The organism is Streptomyces sp. NPDC107454 (assembly GCF_055582885.1).
On sequence record NZ_JBVJPA010000013.1, the window covers coordinates 42,000 to 58,849 of the forward strand.

Sequence of the window (16,850 nt, forward strand, 5' to 3'; positions counted from 1 at the left end):
CGCCCCACTCGTACGCCCGTACCCGTACCCGTACGCCCGCATCCTCCTGCGTACGTCCGCTCGGCTCGCTGTGTACGGCCGCTCAGCTCACGCGGGTCAGCTTCGCGCCGAAGCCCGGCTCGGCGAGGTCCTTCTGGAGCTCGACGGGAACCTGCACGGCACTGCTGCTCCCGCCGTCACCCACGGTGAGCGAGCCCACCTTGGTACCGGCCTTCGCGGAGTGCGGCAGCTCCGAGGAGACGAAGGACAGCTTGACCTTGAGTCCGGCCCAGCCGACCGCCGTGACGTCCTTGGTGATCACGACCGGCGTACGGCCACCGAGCCCGTCGTCGACGTAACCGACGACATCGCCCTTCTTCAGGATCGTCGCGGACTTGAGCGAGGCCTGCGCGGCGCGGATCAGCTTGTCGCCCGCGGCCAGGGCGCCGCCGAGGATGGTGTTGTCGTTGCCGCCGGGGCCCTGGCTGATCACCGCGCCGACGATGGTCCGCACCTCACCGCCGATCTCCTTGGTCGCCGCGAAGACGAGGTTGCCGCCGGCCGCGGTGGTGGTGCCGGTCTTGATGCCGATGACGTTGTTCGAGCCGACGAGGTGGTTCCAGTTGCTGTGCTTGGTGCCCTTGTAGTCGGTGTACTCCATCATCCGGGCGACCTCGCGGAAGGAGGCGTCCTTCATCGCGGCCTTGGCCAGCTTCACCTGGTCCGCGGCCGTGCTCACGGTCGTCTTAGTCAGGCCGGACGGGTCGGTGTACGTCGTGTTCGTCATCCCGAGTTCCTTGGCGGCGGCGTTCATCTTGGCGACGAAGGCCGTCTCGGAACCGGCGTCCCAGCGGGCCAGCAGCCGGGCCACGTTGTTCGCCGAGGCGATCAGGACGCCCTCCAGGGCCTCCTTCTGCGTGATGGTGTCGCCCGCGTGCACGTTGACCGTCGACTCATCGCCGGCGTCCGACTGGTCCTCGGCCTTCTGGTCCACCTTGATCTTCGCGCCGTCGCCGGACTTGATCGGGTGGTCGCGCAGGATCAGGTACGCCGTCATCACCTTGGCGACGCTCGCGATGGGCGCCGCCTTCTGCGCGCCGGACGTGCCGAACGAACCGATGCCCTGGACGTCGAGCGCGCCCTGCCCGGAGGACGGCCACGGGATGGAGGCGTCGCCGCCGCCGAAGGTGTAGCTGGACTCGGCGGTGAGGTCCAGCGTGGGGGTCGGCAGCGGCCGGAGCGACTGTGCGACCGCAAAGACGACCGCGAGCAGCAGGACCAGCGGCGTCCAGATCTTCACCCGGCGCGCGAGCGTCCGCACGGGGGTCTGCGCGGGCGGCGGCGTGTTCGTCAGCTCGGCCAGCAGGTCCAGCGGCGGCTTCGGCGGCAGCGGCTGCTGCGTGGTGCGCTCGGGGCCGACCTGCGGGAGGGCGGCGGTGGCGTCGGCGGGAGCCACCCTGGTGGGCGAGGAGGAGGAGGCGGACGGAACGAACGGGGTCGCGGTGGTCTTCGGCTTCACCCTCGACACGGGTTCGTCGAGGGGCTTGAGGGCTACGAATTTGCTGGTGCGCTCGGACGGGGACTCGGGCTTCGGCCGGTCCGCCTTGGGCTGGTCGGCCTTGGGCTGGTCGGCCTTCGCCTGGTCCGCGGGCTTGTCGGTGGCCGGCTTGGCACCGCCCAGCTTGAGCATGGTGGTGGGCTGGTCCACCGCCGGGCGCTTCGGCGCCTTGAAGATGGCGGTGGGCTGGTCGACGGGAGGCTCGGGCGCGTCGTCGGTGTCCGGGGCGTCCTTCGCGGACGGCGAGTCATCGGCGGACGCCGAACCGTCGGCGGGCGACGTGTCCTTGGAGTCCTTCTGCGCCGCCGCGTCCTGGGAGTCCTCTGATTCCTTGGAGTCCTTGGAGCCCTCGACGTCCGAAGGGGCCTCGGAGCTCGCGGAAACATCGGGACCTTCGGAGTCCTCGGAGGTCTCGGCGCCCTCGGAAGTCTCTGAGTCCTCGGAGGTCTTCTCCGAGGACTCCGACGTCCCGGACGCGTCCTCCGGAAAGTCCTTCGCCTCCGCCGGCTTCGCGTTCCCGGTCTCGGTCCCGGGCTCGGACACCGTCTCGGACTCGGCGTCCGCCGTGGACTTCGCATCCGTCGTCGGCTCGGCGTCGGCATCGGCGTCATCCGCCGCCGCGCCCCCGGCCTCGACTTCACCCTCCGACTCGGACTCGGACTTGGCGTCAGAGTCCACGTCGGAGTCGGAGTCGGCGTCGGAGTCGGCGGCATCGATGTCAGCACCGGCGTCGGGCCCCGAAGCCGACTCCCCGCCAGCCTCGCCCCCAAACCCGGCCGCAGCCTCAACCTCGGCCCCAGCCTCCGTATCAGCCTCGGCCCCAGCCTCGGTCTCGGCGTCAGCCCCGGTCCCGGTCCCGGCCTCCGCCGCCGTACCGGCCTTCTCCGCGCCCTTGGAGGCGTTGTCGGGGTCCTCGGGACCCTTGGAGGCTTCCGGAACCTCGGACTCCCCCTCAGGGGCCTCCTCGTCGGCCCCAGCGACCCAGGCGGCCACGGCCTCGCGCAGTCGCGCGTCCTCCACGGGGCCCTTCCCTCCGGACCCGGCGGAACCTTCCGCCAACGCCCGCGTCGAGAACACCGCCGTCGCCTGATCCACCCTCACCGTGGCGGCCCGTTCGCGGGCCACCGCCAGACGGGGGTCGGCCGCCGCCGCGGCGGCGGCCCGGTTCGGGCCCGGAACCGCGGCCGGGGTCCCCGGCGTCGCTTCTGCCGACGATGCCGACGACTCGTGCTGCTTCGACCTGTCGGGGGACTCGCCCGCCACCGATGCCTCCTCCGTGCGCCACCCACCGGGCGCCCAACGAACCGTGAACCCTTGACCCGTCGCCCGGACATCGCTGTCCGAACCATGTACCAGTGTCCTGTGTGCGGGCCTTAACTCCTGCGGTAGACGAGAACGACATACCTGCTGGTTCCATCACGAACCGGTCAGGCACTCTCGACAGACCAATGTGAGAGGGGTCACCCTGTCATTCATCCACGCGGGGAGGCATGGATGGGCAGGAGCCGCAGAACTCTTCCGGAAGAGCTTCTGCTGCTGGCGTTGGACCCGACCACGGGTACCACTGCACAGCCGCAGTCGCTCGACCTCGGTCTGGCCGGAGCACAGCTAGTAGAGCTGGCGCTGGCCGGACGGATAGCCCCAGACGGGGATCGTATCGCCGTGGTGCAGCCACGGCCGACTGGAGATCCAACACTGGACTGTGCGTTGGAACTGCTTCGCCGACGCGGAGCACCCGTACGCGCGGTCAACTGGATTGGCGGACCCCGACTGGGGCTGCGCCAGACCTACCTCTCGCATCTGGAGAGGTGCGGCATGGTCCATGCCGTGGCCGGCCAGATGTGCGGGGTGCTTCCGACGACTCGCTACCAAGCGACGGACACGGAGATCAGCCGGGAGATCAGGTCCCGGCTGGACAGCGCGATCCGCACCGGCGTACCGCCGGACCCGCGGACCGCGGCGCTCGCCGCGCTGGCCCATGCGGTCGGACTCGGCAAGCACCTGTATCCGGGCAACGAGGGACGCTCGTCCCGCTCCCGGCTACGGGACCTGATCAGGCATGACCCCATGGGCGGCCTCGTGGCCCACGCGGTCATGGACGTTCAGAACGGTGTGGGTGCACAGCCACGCCGCAACCCGGCACCGGCAGGCCGTCCGGCCACCGCCGGCGTCAGGTCCGCACCGGAACCCGCCCGCGGTGTTCCGATGCAACCGCGCCACGGTTCCATGGCGCGCGCCGTGGTCCACTGAGCCGCAGTACCACGGTGCCACCAGGCACCGTACGCACCACCACGCACAACAGCACCGCCATGCACCACAAAGAGCACCGCCACGCACCGCAAGCACGACCTCAGCGCCGCACCGCAGTCCCCAAGACCCGGTCCGGGAGCCGCTGGCTCGCGCGGGGCGGTGGGCCCGTACGTCCGGACGACGACACGGCCCCACCACCCCGCGCGGCCGCATTTCGCGGGTGTCGCGCATATGCGGACGGTACGAGTGAAGGCGACGTACGCGTACGCGATCCGCGTGATATCCGCGCCAGATCTCCGAACTGGCGTGTAGCCAGTGCATATCCGGTGTTTTCCAGCGGTAGAACGCACCTTGGTGGCAGTCTGCTCAACAGCAGATACGCAAAGTAGAGGCCCGCAGCCGGAGGTGCACGTCCCGTGGCGTCCAATGTCAATCCCACCGTCCGGCGGCGCCGGCTGGGCCAGGAGCTGCGCCGGCTCCGCGAGCTCAAGGGCATGACGGCCGAAGAGGTCGCCGAGCGGCTGCTGGTCTCGCAGTCGAAGATCAGCCGGCTGGAGAACGGACGGCGCAGTATCAGCCAGCGCGACGTCCGCGATCTGTGCGGGGTCTACGAGGTCGAGGACCACCGGATCGTCGACTCCCTGATGCAGATGGCCAAGGACTCGCGCCAGCAGGGCTGGTGGCACTCCTTCGGCGACATCCCGTACAGCGTCTACATCGGACTGGAAACCGACGCCGCGTCACTTCGTGTCTACGATCCCCAGGTCGTCCCCGGCCTCCTGCAGACCCGGCCGTACGCCGAGGCGTTGATCGCGGGCGCGCTGCCGGAGACCGCTTCCGCCGACATCGACAAGCGCGTCCAGGTGCGGCTGCGCCGACAGGAACGTATCTCCGCCCCTGAGAACCCGCTCCGGCTGTGGACCGTCCTCGACGAGGCCGCCCTGCGCCGCGTCGTCGGGAACCGCTCCCTCATGCGCGACCAGCTGGAACACCTTGTCGAACAGTCCCAGCTCCCGCACGTCACCGTGCAGGTGATCCCCTTCGAGATGGGCGCGCATCCGGGGCTCAACGGGCAGTACGCGATCCTGGAGTTCCCCGACGCGGCCGACTCCAGCGTGGTCTACATCGAGGGTGTCACCAGCGACCTGTATCTGGAGAAGGCGAACGACGTCCAGAAATACAGCGTGATGTACGAGCATCTGCGGGCACAGGCTCTGAACGTGGAGCAGTCGCGGCAGTTCATCGCGGACATCGCCAAGGAGTACGCACGCTGACGCGCACCCCGGAGAACGGGCTCCCGGCGGGAAAGTGCCGCAGAGTACACCCTCACCACGTCCGGACGGAAGACTCCACTGGTATATGCCACCCGGTCGAGTGAACGGCCACTTCGCCCACCGATGTTGGCGAGTAGCGTCGATCACGCCATCGAGCAACAACGTTGGCGCAAACCGCACGGCGAGTTCCGTAGCGAACCCGCAGTGCGGTGACAGCAACTCTCAACAACTGGCTATCCGGAGCGAACATGGCAATCCAGCAAGGCGCCACGGACACGTGGACCAAGTCCTCCTACTCCACCGGCAACGGCGCATGTGTCGAGGTCAAGTCCCCGGTTCTCGCGGCGATGGCCGTACGGGACTCCAAGGTCTCCGCGGGCCCCACGCTGGCGTTCCCCGCGGACTCGTGGAACGCCTTCGTGGCCGAGGTCAGCCGGGGGGCTTTCGACCTCGCCTGATGCGTCGACACTTGCATCCACCACCACAACTGCACCGACCAACCGCATACGCACCACCGAAATAGCCCTCTCGACTGGCCCGCCGTCCTGGCCGAGGGGGCTATCCCCTTTTTTTGAGGCTCGGTTCGCCTCCGGGGCGCAAAAGCCTGTGTCGAGACGGCGATCGTGCTCGGCCCTCCTTCGTCGGGCCTCCGCGCGTTCGCCGTCTCGACACAGGCGCGCCCCTTCGGCTCACTCGCCGTAGGGCGCCGCCCGTTCACCTCAGGCGATCCACGTACCTGTCCGTCCCCGGCACCGTCGGGATGAACGGGGCCACCAGCTCCACCTTCCCCAGCCCCCCTTCCGCCACCGCTTCCTCCAGGCCGCCGAAGTGGTCCTCCCAGCACTCCCTCGGGTCCGCCTGAAGGAACCACAGGAGGGTCAGCCGGGTGTCGACGCCCTCGACCTGCTTCACGTACGTCATACGGTCGCCGGGGAGGGGGGTGGGGCGGAAGACGGTCACCATCGCGGCCGGGGAGCCCGCCAGGCGCCGGGGGAGGTGGCGGGCGCGCAGCCACTCCAGCAGTTCGGCGCGCCGGTCGGCGGAGTCGGCGTCGACGACCTGGAGGACGAGGCCCGCGTAGGGGTGGTCCAGGGCGTGGAAGTCGCGGGGACCGGCGGCGCCGTCGCGGTACACCGTGGCCGCGTGGTCCTGGAAGGCCGTGAAGACATGTGTCCGGTCCTGGTACACGCGGCCGTCACGATTCAGCCGTTTGTTGATGCCGACGGTCCACCTCATGTGGTCGTCGTAGCGGCCCTCGGTGACCCAGTACGTCGAGAGATAGCAGCCGGCGGTGACCGGCTGGGCGACCGCCGACTTCTCGGGGTACCGCAGGAGTTGGAGATCGCGGGTGGCGACCCAGCGGCGGCCCGCGTACATCCAGGGCATGGCCATCGCGCCGGCGTAGTAGTGGTCGTCCTCGTACCAGCGGTTGTACGCGTACTCGTGGCCCGGGTGCGGCTCGACCATGGTGATCAGGGCGTGGCCCGGGTGGACGCCGTACGGGCCGAGGGCGGCCAGTTCCGCGTACACGTCGCTACGGGTCTCCTCCGACATGACGATCCCCTTCCTCGCTCTTCCTTCCTCCGCCGCACGCCCATACTCTGACGCCCCATCAGATAATGCGCCAGGGTCGGGGAGGCTTTCGATGTCACTGCTCGCGGGGAAGACGGTCGTCGTCTCGGGGGTCGGGGCCGGGCTCGGCCATCAGGTCGCGGCGGCCGTCGTGCGGGACGGGGGCAACGCGGTGCTGGGGGCGCGCACGGAGGCCAGTCTCGCCTCGTCCGCGGCCGAGCTCGACCCGGACGGCGCGCACACGGCGTACCGGGCCACGGACATCACGGACGAGAAGCAGTGCGAGGCGCTCGCGGAGCTCGCGACGGAGCGGTTCGGGCGGATCGACGCGGTGGTGCACGTGGCGGCCTGGGACAGCTACTTCGGCGGCCTGGAGGACGCGGATTTCACCACCTGGCAGTCGGTCATCGACGTGAATCTGCTGGGCACCCTGCGGATGACCCGGGCCTGTCTGCCCGCGCTGAAGGTGTGCGGCGGCTCGGTCGTCATCATCGGGACGCAGTCGTCGGTGGCCGCGCCGAGCCAGGTGCGGCAGGCGGCGTACGCGGCGTCCAAGGGCGCGCTGACGAGCGCGATGTACTCGCTGGCGAGGGAGCTGGGCCCGCATCGCGTCCGTGTGAACACCGTGCTGCCGGGGTGGATGTGGGGGCCGCCCGTCGAGGCGTACGTCCAGTTCACGGCGCACACCGAGGGCGTACCGGAGGCGGACGTCCTGCAGCGGCTCACCGAACGGATGGCGCTGCCCGAACTGGCCACGGACGGGGACGTGGCGGACGCCGCGGTGTTCCTGGCGTCCGACCGGGCGCGGGCGATCACGGGGCAGTCGCTGCTCGTGAACGCCGGCGAACTCATGCGCTAGCGGAACCGATGGTGGATCCCAGTCGGCCGTCCCCTCCCAGCCGCGCGGGACCCGCATCCCGTACGCCTGATCGACTTGTCGGTGTGAACCTGCCCGCGTGGTCTGACGAAGTGCCCGCTCATGGTGTGGTCCACGTCACGAGCACGACAACAGCCGTACGGGTAAAGTGGAGGCAAAATCGTTCTGCTTTCTGATCTGCGTTCATATCTGTGACTGAGAAAGGTCTTGACCGCCCCCTCCGAACGGCGGTTCAATCCCCAAAGTCCCCGCTCCCGCACGGGGGCGCCGCCCATGTGCGTACTGGCGAAGTGCCGTCCGGTATCTGCAGGTTCACAAGGCGGACCCCTGGAGGGGGCACATGAACGGCTTCGACTGGGCCGTCCTGGTCGCGTACTTCGGCGTCATGACCGCGATCGGTGTCTGGTCCCACAAGCGTGTGGACGACGTCAGCGACTTCTTCACCGCGGGCGGCAAGATGCCCTGGTGGCTGTCCGGCATCTCGCACCACATGTCGGGCTACAGCGCGGTGATGTTCACCGGGTACGCCGGTATCGCGTACACGTACGGCATCACCTCGTACGTCACCTGGGCGCTGCCCATCGCCATCGGCGTGCTGCTCGGCGCGAAGCTGTTCGCGCCCCGGCTCAACCGGCTCCGCTCCCGGCTGCACGTGGCCTCACCGCTCGAATACCTCAAGGACCGCTACAACGTGCCCACGCAGCAGGCGCTCGCCTGGTCGGGCATCCTGCTGAAGATCGTGGACGTCGGTGCGAAGTGGGCGGCGATCGCGACCCTGCTGAGCGTCTTCACCGGGGTCACGATCACCCAGGGCATCCTCATCACCGGTGGCATCACGGCCGTGTACTGCACGATCGGCGGTCTGTGGGCGGACGCGCTGACGGAACTGGGTCAGTTCGTGATCCAGTTGCTGGCGGGGCTCTCGATGCTGATCATCGTGCTGAACAAGATCTCCGACCAGGGTGGCCTGTCCAAGGCCCTCGATTCGCCAAAGCTGCACGGTCACGCGAACGGATTCGCGGGGCCGTATCTGACGGTGTTCTTCATCGCGTACCTGTTCATCAAGCTGTTCGAGTACAACGGCGGCATGTGGAACCAGGCCCAGCGCTACATGGCGACGGGCAGCGCCAAGCAGGCCACGAAGTCGGCCTTCCTGTCCGCCGGGCTCTGGTTCGTGTGGCCGGTGATCCTGTTCATCCCGATGTGGCTGTCGCCGCTCCTCGTCACGGCGAAGAAGCCGGACGGCTCGGACGCGTACGGTCTGATGACCGAACAGCTCCTCCCCCACGGGCTGCTGGGTCTGGTCGTGGTCGGCTTCTTCTCGCACACGATGGCCATGTGCTCGTCGGACGCGAACGCGATCGCCGCGGTGTTCACCCGGGACGTGGTGCCGGTGCTCTCCAAGGCCGCGCGTACGTGGGACACCCGGACCGGTCTCATCGCGGGGCGGATCACGACCGTCGCCTTCCTCGGGTTCTCGATGGCGGTGGCGACGCAGGTCAACTCCCCCACGTTCAAGGACATCATCACGGTCGTCATCAAGTGGGTGGCGGGGCTCATGGGGCCGATCGCGATCCCGTTCATCCTGGGGCTGCTGCGACCGTTCCGTAAGTCCGGTCCGACGGCGGCGCTCGTCAGTTGGGCCTGTGGTCTGCTCGCGTTCTTCTTCGTCAACTACAACCTGGACTTCTCCCAGCGCACCGATGTGAAGCTGGAGTACCAGGTCGCCGTCCCGATGGTCATCTCCCTCGTCCTGTACATCCTCATCGGCTTCCTGAAGCCCGAGGACACGCCGGAGCGGGACGCGATCATCGAGAAGATCAACACGGATGACGACGAGGGCGGGGCCGGGGCGGCGGCGGTTCCCGCCCCGGCGGAAGCCGCGGACGGGGCCGGCACCGCCAGCCCGTCCGGCGTCTGACCCCCGCGCCGGGCGGCAGTCGTCCGACTGCCGCCCGGCGGGGGCCTCAGGCGGGGGCGTCGTTCGCCTGCGGGCCGGCGGGGGCTGATCGCGCAGTCCCCGCGCCCCTCGGGTGGGGCTCCGCCCCAGATTCCCACCCACCCGCAGTCATTCGGCCGCGGGCCCGCGGGGCTGGGCGCGCAGTTCCCCGCGCCTCTGGGGCGGGGCTTCGCCCCGCATGCCCCGCCCGCCCAACGCGTATGGCCGTGCCCCTCAGGGGCGCGGGGAACTGCGCGGTCTTTTGGCGGGGGCTGGGGGCGCAGCTCCCAGGGGATGGGAATGGGTAGGGGCGGCGGGGGCGAAGGACGCCTCACGCCCGGGGGTAACGGGCCAGCCAGCCCGGTGCGGAGCCGCCCGGGCCGTGCAGGGCCGGGCCCTGGGTCATCTCCATCGCGAAGTCGTCCGCCAGGGCCAGCATCGTGGGACGGCCCTCCAGCTCGGCCAGCCAGGCAGGCGGGAGGGCCGTCTCGCCGTGCAGGGCGCCGAGCAGTCCCCCGGTGAGCGCACCGGCGACACCGGAGGGCCCGCCCTGGTTCACCGCGAGGCACAGACCGTGCCGGATGTCGTCCCCCACCAACGCGCAGTACACCGCGACCGCGAGCAACCCCTCCGCCGTACCGTCCCCGGCGAGTTCCTCCACCCGCCCCGGCGTGGGCATCCCCTGCCGCACGGCCCCCAGCGCATGCTGGAGCGCGTCCGCGACGGGCTGCTGCCCCGGCCGCGCCGCGAGGATCGCGAGCGCCCGCTGCACGGCCCCGTCGAGACTCTCGCCGCGGGCCAACGCGTGCACGATGACGGCGTACGCGCCCGCCGCGAGGTACGCCGTGGGGTGCCCGTGCGTCTGCGCGGCGCACTCGACGGCGAGCTGCATCACCAGCTGCGGCTCCCAGCCGACGAGCAGCCCGAACGGCGCCGAGCGGGCCGCGGCCTCGGGCCCGAGCTCGCCGGGGCTCTTGGGCGCGTCCAGCGTGCCCATGATGTCGTCGCCGAAGCCGATCAGGCAGGAGCGGGCCGGGTCCCGGCGGGCGTACAGCCACTCCTCGCGGGCCAGCCAGCCGTCGTCCTTGCGGCGCTCGTCGGGGCCCCAGTCGCTCTGGGTGGCCGCCCAGCGGCGGTACGCCCGGTGGAGGTCGGTGGGCGGATGCCAGGCGCCGGTGTCACGGCGTACCTGAGCGCGTATCAGACCGTCGAGGGAGAAGAGGGTCAGCTGGGTGAGGTGGGTGACGGAGCCGCGCCGGCCGTACCCGAAGGCGAGGTCGACCAGCCCCTCCGCACCGTGGGCCTCCCGGATCCGCTCCAGGGTGAACCCGTCGACCGGCGCCCCCAGGGCGTCCCCGACGGCCGCGCCCAGCAGGGTCCCCCGTACCCGGCTACGAAAGTCCTGCTGCTCCGCACGGCCCCAGACGGCACCGGCTGTCGCACCCACCGAGACCTCCCCAGGCACAGTCCGTACGTCCGACAGTGCAGCACTGTAATCGACCGGGAACGGTCGGTTCAGGGCCCGGATCGGTATGCGAACTGTGACCCGAGTGAACCAAGTGCTCGCTTATGAACGGCGTTCAGCCGTGTTTTCCGCGGCGATCCGCTCTCCGAGCGGGGCAAGACGAGCCCGCTCGGTGTCGGAACTCAGTTCGAGGGCTCGGTCCAGGTCCGTATGCGCCTCCTCGAACCGCCCGAGCCCGAGCAGGGCCCGCACGCGGCAGACGAGGATCGGTGCCTCGTCGGGGCGCAGGGCGCGCGCCCGGTCGAGGTCGGCCAGGGCGCGGTCGTGGGCCCCGCGTTCGAGGTGGAGCTCGGCACGCCGGCGCAGCGCCCAGGGGTAGTCCGGCTGGAGGGCGAGGGCCCGGTCGAGGTCGGCGAGCGCCTCCTCGGGGCGGCCCAGCGCGCCATGGCAGACGCCTCGGCTCGCGTACGCCGAGGCGTAGGCGTCGTCGAGGGCGAGAGCCCGGTCGTAGTCGGCGAGGGCCTGCGCCGGGCGGCCCGCGACGCGCAGGGCGTCCCCGCGTTCGCACAGGCCCCAGATCCCGTCGGGGTACAGGCGGACCGCCTCGTCGAGGTCGGCCAGTTGGCGCCCGTGCTCGCCGAGGGTCCGCCACACGCGGGCCCGGCGGATCAGCGCCCAGGGGTACTCCGGTTTGAGTTCCAGCGCGCGGTTCAGGTCCGCGAGGGCTTCGTCGGGCTGCCCCAGCAACTGGCGTACGGCTCCCCGGGAGGCCCAGGCGAAGTGGTGGGAGGGGTCGAGCGCGATCCCGCGGTCCAGGTCTTCGAGCGCCGTGTCGTAGCGGCCGAGAATGCGGTGGTACTCGCCGCGTACGGAGACGGTCGGGGCGTGGTCCGGCGCGAGCGCGTCGGCCCGGTCCAGATCGGCGAGGCCCGCCTCGTGGTCGCCGAGGCCGCCGTGGCTGAAGCCCCTGCCGCGGTGCGCCCGCGCCAGTTCCGGATCGAGCGCGATGGCCCGGTCGAACTCCGCGAGTGCGGGCGCGTAGGCGCCGGCGTGCCGCAGGGCCCGTCCCCGGGCCGCCCGGGCCCGGGCCTGCCACCGCTCCTCGAACCCGGTGCGGTTCAGCAGCAGCTCGAGCGCGGCGGCCACTCCGCCGTCCGCGAGCGCCGCCAGCAGGTCGCGCCCCCATGCCCGTACGAGCTCCGTGTCCGTGTCCTCGCCCGCCTCCGCCAGGACCCGTGCCCAGCGCTCGGCGAAGACACCGCCGTCGACGCTGTCACAGGCGTCCACGAAGTCCCGCAGCACGAGTGGCAGCGCGGTGCGGGCGTTCGCGCACAGCCAGTGGTACGACTCCGCGAGCCGCAGTTCCCGCCAGCCGCCGTCCGCCCACACCTCGGCCGCGTCCAGGCCGGTCTCGGCCTCCGTCCGCCAGCGCCCGAACGTCTCCGCGAGCCGGGTGTGCCGCCCCGCCCAGCCGCGCGGGGAGCGCAGCCGCTGCAGGCGCAGCATCGGGGCCCGTACGACGTCGTGGTATTGGATCCGGTTTCCGCGGTCGGTGACGAAGGGGAGCCCGCGGAGCCAGCCGAAGAGGGCGTCGGCCTCGGTCTCCGGGCAGTCCACGGCCGCGCGGAAGACGTCCGCGTCGAGGCGGCGGGGCAGGGCGCAGGCCAGGGCGGCGGCGCGCCGGACGGGATCCTGTTCCCATTTGAGGAAGCGTTCGACGGCCGTGGCGCTCGGGTCGCCGATGTCGTCCGGGTCACCGGGCCGGGACTCGGCGAGGGTGGAGACGAGGACGGGCAGTCCGCCGGTCAGCCGCAGCACCTCCTCGACGACGGGTTCGGCCACGACTCCCTTGTCGGCGAGCAGACCGCGTGCCTCGGCCGCCGTGAAGGGCGCCAGCGGTACGTCCGCCACGAAGTCGGCGAGGCCGCCCCAGCGGGCGGTGTCGAAGGGGCGCTGCCCCGCCGTCACGACCACGACGTTCGCGGGCAGGGCGCCGTGCCGGTCGGTCGTCATCACGTCGTGCAGCCAGCCGTCGAGGAAGGGCGCGGTCCGCTCGTACGTGTCGAAGATCAGTACGAGCCAGGGGGCTTCGGTGGCGACCCCGGCCAGCTCGTCGAGCAGCACGGGAGTGAGCACCCGCTCGGGCGACAGGACGAGCTGCGCGTCCTCCTGGCTGCGCAGGCGGGCCCCGATACCGGCCCTCAACCGGTCTGCTCCATGAGCAAGTTGGGCCGGGTCGACGGCACCGGCGAAGGCGCCGACACCGGGTACGAGACCGAGCCCGACCAGACTCGCCCGGGCGGCGGCCAGACTGGCGGCCGACGGTGCCGCGGGCTGGAGTTCGGGCGTCTGCGCCGTCGCTGCCCCCGACTCGGCCTCGTGGCTCCGCTCCCGGTGGGTGGCCAGCAGGCGGTCGAGGTCCTTGAACCGGTGCCCCTGCCGGGCGAACCGCGCGCTGATCGCCGCCATCGCCTCGGGCAGGCTGCCGACGCCGTCGTCGACGTACGCCGTCAGTGCCCCGCGGGCCCGGGCGAGCTGCTCCAACTCCCGCACGAGGAAGGTCTTTCCGACGCCCGCGTTACCGTGGACGTGAAAGAGGAAACGGTGTCGCTCGTCCTCCGGCGGGAGGTCGAGGTTCTGCCGGAACGCGGCGCGTTCGGCACCGCGGCCGACGAAACCGTGCCGTCTGCGGTCCCTGATTAGGTCCTGCATGGACGGCCGCGTGCGCGCCATCCGCCCACCTCCTCGCCGCTCCCGACCGGGTCCGGCTCCCAGTCTGGCCCAACTTGCCTTGAACAATCAGGGAGTCGACCCCGGTTGTCCCCGCCGTCGTGCACGACGGCGGGGACGATCAGTCAGGTGCGGCGCGCGGTCGGGCTCAGCACAGGCAAGGGTCGGTGCCGTGGCCCAGACCGCGGATGTCCTCGTCCCTCAGCGCTCCCGCGTACGCCTGCACCTCGTCGACGTCGCCGTGCAGGTACTCGCCCCAGCCGTCCGCCGTGTGCCCCCGGCCCACCTGCAACGGGCCGGAGCTGTGCAGGCCGTTCGGGAAGGCCGCGGTGGCCGCCGCGTTGGTGTAACCGTCCAAGTAGAGCTTGATCGTGTCGGTGGCGTCGTCGTAGACGACCGCGAGCCGGTGGCCCTGGCCCTCGCCGCCGTCCGCCGCCTCGATCTGCGAGACCACGGTCTCGGCCGCACCTTCCTCGTCCACGACCGGCATGACCAGCTGCCACGCGTGCTGCGACGGCTCGTAGCGCACCTTGAAGGCGTCCGTGTGCTCACCGGCCTGCGACAGCACGGTCATCGGGTGGGCGGGCTCGGAGTCCGCCAGCCGTACGACGGCGCCGATGGTGAAGCTGCCCCCGGTGTCCACGACCGGCTGCTCCGTGGCCGCGTAGGCCGTCTCACCGTCCAGCTGGAGGTGACCGTCACCGACGAGGGCGTAGGGCACGTCGGGGCAGTCCGGGTCGGGGTCCGGGATGCAGGAGCCGTCGGGGCCGCGGTGGATCGTCGCGCCCGAGCCGAGCTTCAGCGGCGCGCCGCCGCCCTGTTCGGGGCTGACACCGTCCGACGCCGTCTCCAGGGACCAGTGTCCGAGCAACCGCGGTGTGCGACGAGCGAGTTCGGTGACCTCACCGGGCACCACGACCCGGTCGTAGGCGCGGACGTCGCCGATTTCGCCCTGCCAGGCCGACACCCCGGGGCCCTGGCCGATGCGGAAGGCGTCGGTGGTCGCCGCAGGCGTGGCCCGTGTCTTCGTACCGGTCTCGTAGCCGTTGACGTACAGCTGCGCCAGGCCGGTCTCGGCGTCGTACAGGCCCAGGACATGGGCCCACTCGCCGGTTTCCGGTACGCCGCCCGAGATCTCCTGGCCGCCGACCGTGAACGACCAGACGGGGTGCGCGTCCCCGGCGCGCAGTCCGAGTGCGAGGCCCCTGGAGCCGTTCGCGCCCTGGCTCGCGACCGCCATGTCGCGGTCGGTGCGCTCGGGGCGCACCCAGGCGCCGACCGCGAAGGTCCCGCCCGTGTTGACGGCCGGTGCGTCGGGGGTCAGGAACGCCTGGTCACCGCCGTCGAGGTGGGCCGTGGTGGTGAGGCCGGTGCCCTCCGGCGCGGCTCCCGCGAAGGTCACTCCGGAGCCGGCGCGAGCGTCGGTTCCCGTCTCGGCGGCCGCACTCGTGGCGCCGGCCGCGTCGGCGAGCTTCCACTGGGCGACAGGGGCGTGACCCGCCTTCACGTTGAAGTCGTACGTCGACTGGCCGCTGCTGCGTCCGGCGCGGTCGATGGCACGGACCGTCAGCACCTGGGGTCCGGAGCCGAGCGGCAGGTAGGGGATCGTCACGGCACCGCCGGGCCGTTCCGGCCGGACAGTTCCGTAGGGGCCGCCGATGAAGCCGTAGGTGTAGGCCACGACGTCGTCGGAGGGCGAGTCCATGGTGAAGTGGCCGTACAAGCCCACCCCGTCCACCCAGAACACGTCCTCCGGCCGCGGGTATTCGGGGGAGGTGATCGTCGCCTTCTCCGGGTTCACGTCGTCGTACACGAACGCGCAGAGCGAGCCGCTGTCGCCCTCGGAGCTCCAAGGAGAGGTGGCCTTGCCGTCGTTGGCACGAACCCGCCACGAGACGACGGTGTCCGACGGGATGTCCGAGGGCAGTTGCACACTGAATGGGCTGCCCGACGCCTTCGCGGTGGTCGTGTACGTCCTGCGCTGCTCGGCGCCCGCGGTGTCCGTCCATCCGGCCTCGAACTCACCGCTGACCTGGGTGCCGTCAGGGTCGGACAGCACCGCGCTCAGCTTCGGCGACTGCGCGACGTACGCCGTGTCGTCACCCGTCGCACACGGCTTGGTCCCGGTCTGCAGATCCTGGACGAGCGGCTGCCTCGGCGGCAGGTTGCCCGCGGCGTGCGCCGTGCCGGACGCACCCGCCACGACGGCCGCGACGCAACACCCCACCGCCAGCCGTCTTCCTCCAACTAACCATCTGTCGTAAGCCATTTGTTCCTCCCCTGTGGTCCCCGAGCCCGTGGATCACACGAGCCGCTGGAGGCTAACAGGGGCAACTGACAACGCCGTAGCGAGTTTTGATCTACTTCACCACGGAGACCTTCGTACCCTTGGTGCCGAACGCCCAGACCGCGTCCCCGTCCGCGCTGTGCATACGGATCCCGCCGGTCTTCACGCCCGCCGCGGGCTGCGGCGAGGAGCCGTCCTGGGCGTTGGAGAACGCGATGTACACGCCGGACGCGGCGGCGAAGTAGACGATGTTCTCGACCTTCGTGCCGTCCGTTCCGGTGGTGGAGGGGACGGTGTTCGACACCGCGTACCGGCCCGGCGCCGGGCTCACCGTGCCCGGCCACACCGCGAAGGTGCGGCGGACGGCCTCGCCGGTGTCGACGAGCCACACGCGCCGCTGGGCGAGCGAGTAGACGATCCGCCGTCCCGTGCCCGAGCCGTCGGGCACGGCGACCGGCTCGGACTTCTTGGGCGAGGCGGAGGGGTGCGGGCTCGCCGACGCGGACGTCTTCGCCCCGGTGGCGTGGGCAGCGGTCGGGTGCGCCCCTTGGTCGGCCCGCGCGGCGAGGGCGGTGACGCCCACGATCGCCGCCGTGGTCAGTCCGGTGACCCAGATCCAGGAGGGAAGCCGTCGGGCAGGCACGGACACGCAACTCCTAGGATTCACCGGGCTTCTGAGCCCTCCACCGAGGGTCGGATCATCGTACTCCGACGCGCTGTGGGGCACCGCGCGCTTCGGCCGTCACCTGACTCTTGCAACGATGCCTCGGCGTTCGCACCGGAGGGGAACGCATCCCGCAACGACAGGCGAACATGCGTGCCTACGTTCGCTGGTTGTGGTGGCTGTGACGTGATGAGGGTACGGGTGTACGCAGGCCGTTCATACGGTCTCATTGTGGAAGCCGGGGTGAGAGGGAGG

Annotated in this window: 11 protein-coding genes; 5 read left to right on the plus strand and 6 right to left on the minus strand. The window is 70.9% G+C overall.

Features of this window, described 5'->3' with window-relative positions:
- Nucleotides 1-82 precede the first annotated feature (82 nt).
- Nucleotides 83-2,800 carry a D-alanyl-D-alanine carboxypeptidase gene (locus ACZ69M_RS31255; RefSeq protein WP_470055068.1) on the minus strand — a complete coding sequence of 906 codons (2,718 nt, stop codon included), beginning with the start codon at nucleotides 2,798-2,800 and terminating at the stop codon, nucleotides 83-85.
- A gap of 231 nt (nucleotides 2,801-3,031) precedes the next feature.
- Between ACZ69M_RS31255 and ACZ69M_RS31260 the strand changes: the two genes are divergently transcribed.
- The 3 genes from ACZ69M_RS31260 (at nucleotide 3,032) to ACZ69M_RS31270 (ending at nucleotide 5,519) form a co-directional block, all read left to right on the plus strand.
- Nucleotides 3,032-3,787, plus strand: a complete 756-nt coding sequence (locus ACZ69M_RS31260; RefSeq protein ID WP_067372212.1) for a GOLPH3/VPS74 family protein — start codon at nucleotides 3,032-3,034, stop codon at nucleotides 3,785-3,787.
- A 416-nt stretch (nucleotides 3,788-4,203) separates the two neighbouring features.
- Entirely contained in the window at nucleotides 4,204-5,061 is an 858-nt protein-coding gene (locus tag ACZ69M_RS31265; RefSeq protein ID WP_352044205.1) for a helix-turn-helix domain-containing protein, read from the plus strand.
- A 248-nt stretch (nucleotides 5,062-5,309) separates the two neighbouring features.
- Nucleotides 5,310-5,519, plus strand: coding sequence for a DUF397 domain-containing protein (locus tag ACZ69M_RS31270; protein WP_352044204.1), 210 nt, complete (start codon nucleotides 5,310-5,312; stop codon nucleotides 5,517-5,519).
- Between the two features lie 256 nt (nucleotides 5,520-5,775).
- Here the strand turns inward: ACZ69M_RS31270 and ACZ69M_RS31275 are convergent, their stop codons facing one another.
- Nucleotides 5,776-6,615, minus strand: coding sequence for a hypothetical protein (locus ACZ69M_RS31275; RefSeq protein ID WP_470055071.1), 840 nt, complete (start codon nucleotides 6,613-6,615; stop codon nucleotides 5,776-5,778).
- A gap of 91 nt (nucleotides 6,616-6,706) precedes the next feature.
- On the opposite strand from ACZ69M_RS31275, the gene ACZ69M_RS31280 reads away from it, so the two are divergent.
- Together ACZ69M_RS31280 and ACZ69M_RS31285 are read left to right on the plus strand one after the other, a co-directional pair.
- Nucleotides 6,707-7,492, plus strand: a complete 786-nt coding sequence (locus ACZ69M_RS31280; RefSeq protein ID WP_470055073.1) for an SDR family oxidoreductase — start codon at nucleotides 6,707-6,709, stop codon at nucleotides 7,490-7,492.
- Between the two features lie 358 nt (nucleotides 7,493-7,850).
- Complete coding sequence (locus ACZ69M_RS31285; RefSeq protein ID WP_470055075.1) at nucleotides 7,851-9,431, plus strand: sodium:solute symporter family protein; 1,581 nt, start codon at nucleotides 7,851-7,853, stop codon at nucleotides 9,429-9,431.
- A gap of 349 nt (nucleotides 9,432-9,780) precedes the next feature.
- Here ACZ69M_RS31285 and ACZ69M_RS31290 read toward each other — a convergent pair whose 3' ends face one another.
- The 4 genes from ACZ69M_RS31290 to ACZ69M_RS31305 form a co-directional block, all read right to left on the minus strand.
- Nucleotides 9,781-10,896 (minus strand): ADP-ribosylglycohydrolase family protein, encoded by a 1,116-nt coding sequence (locus ACZ69M_RS31290; RefSeq protein ID WP_470055077.1) that lies wholly within the window; start codon nucleotides 10,894-10,896, stop codon nucleotides 9,781-9,783.
- Between the two features lie 120 nt (nucleotides 10,897-11,016).
- Nucleotides 11,017-13,647, minus strand: a complete 2,631-nt coding sequence (locus ACZ69M_RS31295; protein WP_470055079.1) for a tetratricopeptide repeat protein — start codon at nucleotides 13,645-13,647, stop codon at nucleotides 11,017-11,019.
- A 145-nt stretch (nucleotides 13,648-13,792) separates the two neighbouring features.
- Entirely contained in the window at nucleotides 13,793-15,913 is a 2,121-nt protein-coding gene (locus ACZ69M_RS31300) for a LamG domain-containing protein (protein ID WP_470055081.1), read from the minus strand.
- 91 nt (nucleotides 15,914-16,004) lie between these two features.
- Complete coding sequence (locus ACZ69M_RS31305; RefSeq protein ID WP_470055083.1) at nucleotides 16,005-16,574, minus strand: hypothetical protein; 570 nt, start codon at nucleotides 16,572-16,574, stop codon at nucleotides 16,005-16,007.
- Nucleotides 16,575-16,850 lie beyond the last annotated feature (276 nt).

Coding starts and splice junctions, on each gene's coding strand:
- ACZ69M_RS31270 (WP_352044204.1), top strand. CDS start 5,310: ATGGCAATCCAGCAAGGCGCCACGGACACGTGGACCAAGTCCTCCTAC.
- ACZ69M_RS31275 (WP_470055071.1), bottom strand. CDS start 6,615: ATGTCGGAGGAGACCCGTAGCGACGTGTACGCGGAACTGGCCGCCCTC.
- ACZ69M_RS31285 (WP_470055075.1), top strand. CDS start 7,851: ATGAACGGCTTCGACTGGGCCGTCCTGGTCGCGTACTTCGGCGTCATG.
- ACZ69M_RS31300 (WP_470055081.1), bottom strand. CDS start 15,913: ATGGCTTACGACAGATGGTTAGTTGGAGGAAGACGGCTGGCGGTGGGG.
- ACZ69M_RS31260 (WP_067372212.1), top strand. CDS start 3,032: ATGGGCAGGAGCCGCAGAACTCTTCCGGAAGAGCTTCTGCTGCTGGCG.
- ACZ69M_RS31295 (WP_470055079.1), bottom strand. CDS start 13,647: ATGGCGCGCACGCGGCCGTCCATGCAGGACCTAATCAGGGACCGCAGA.
- ACZ69M_RS31280 (WP_470055073.1), top strand. CDS start 6,707: ATGTCACTGCTCGCGGGGAAGACGGTCGTCGTCTCGGGGGTCGGGGCC.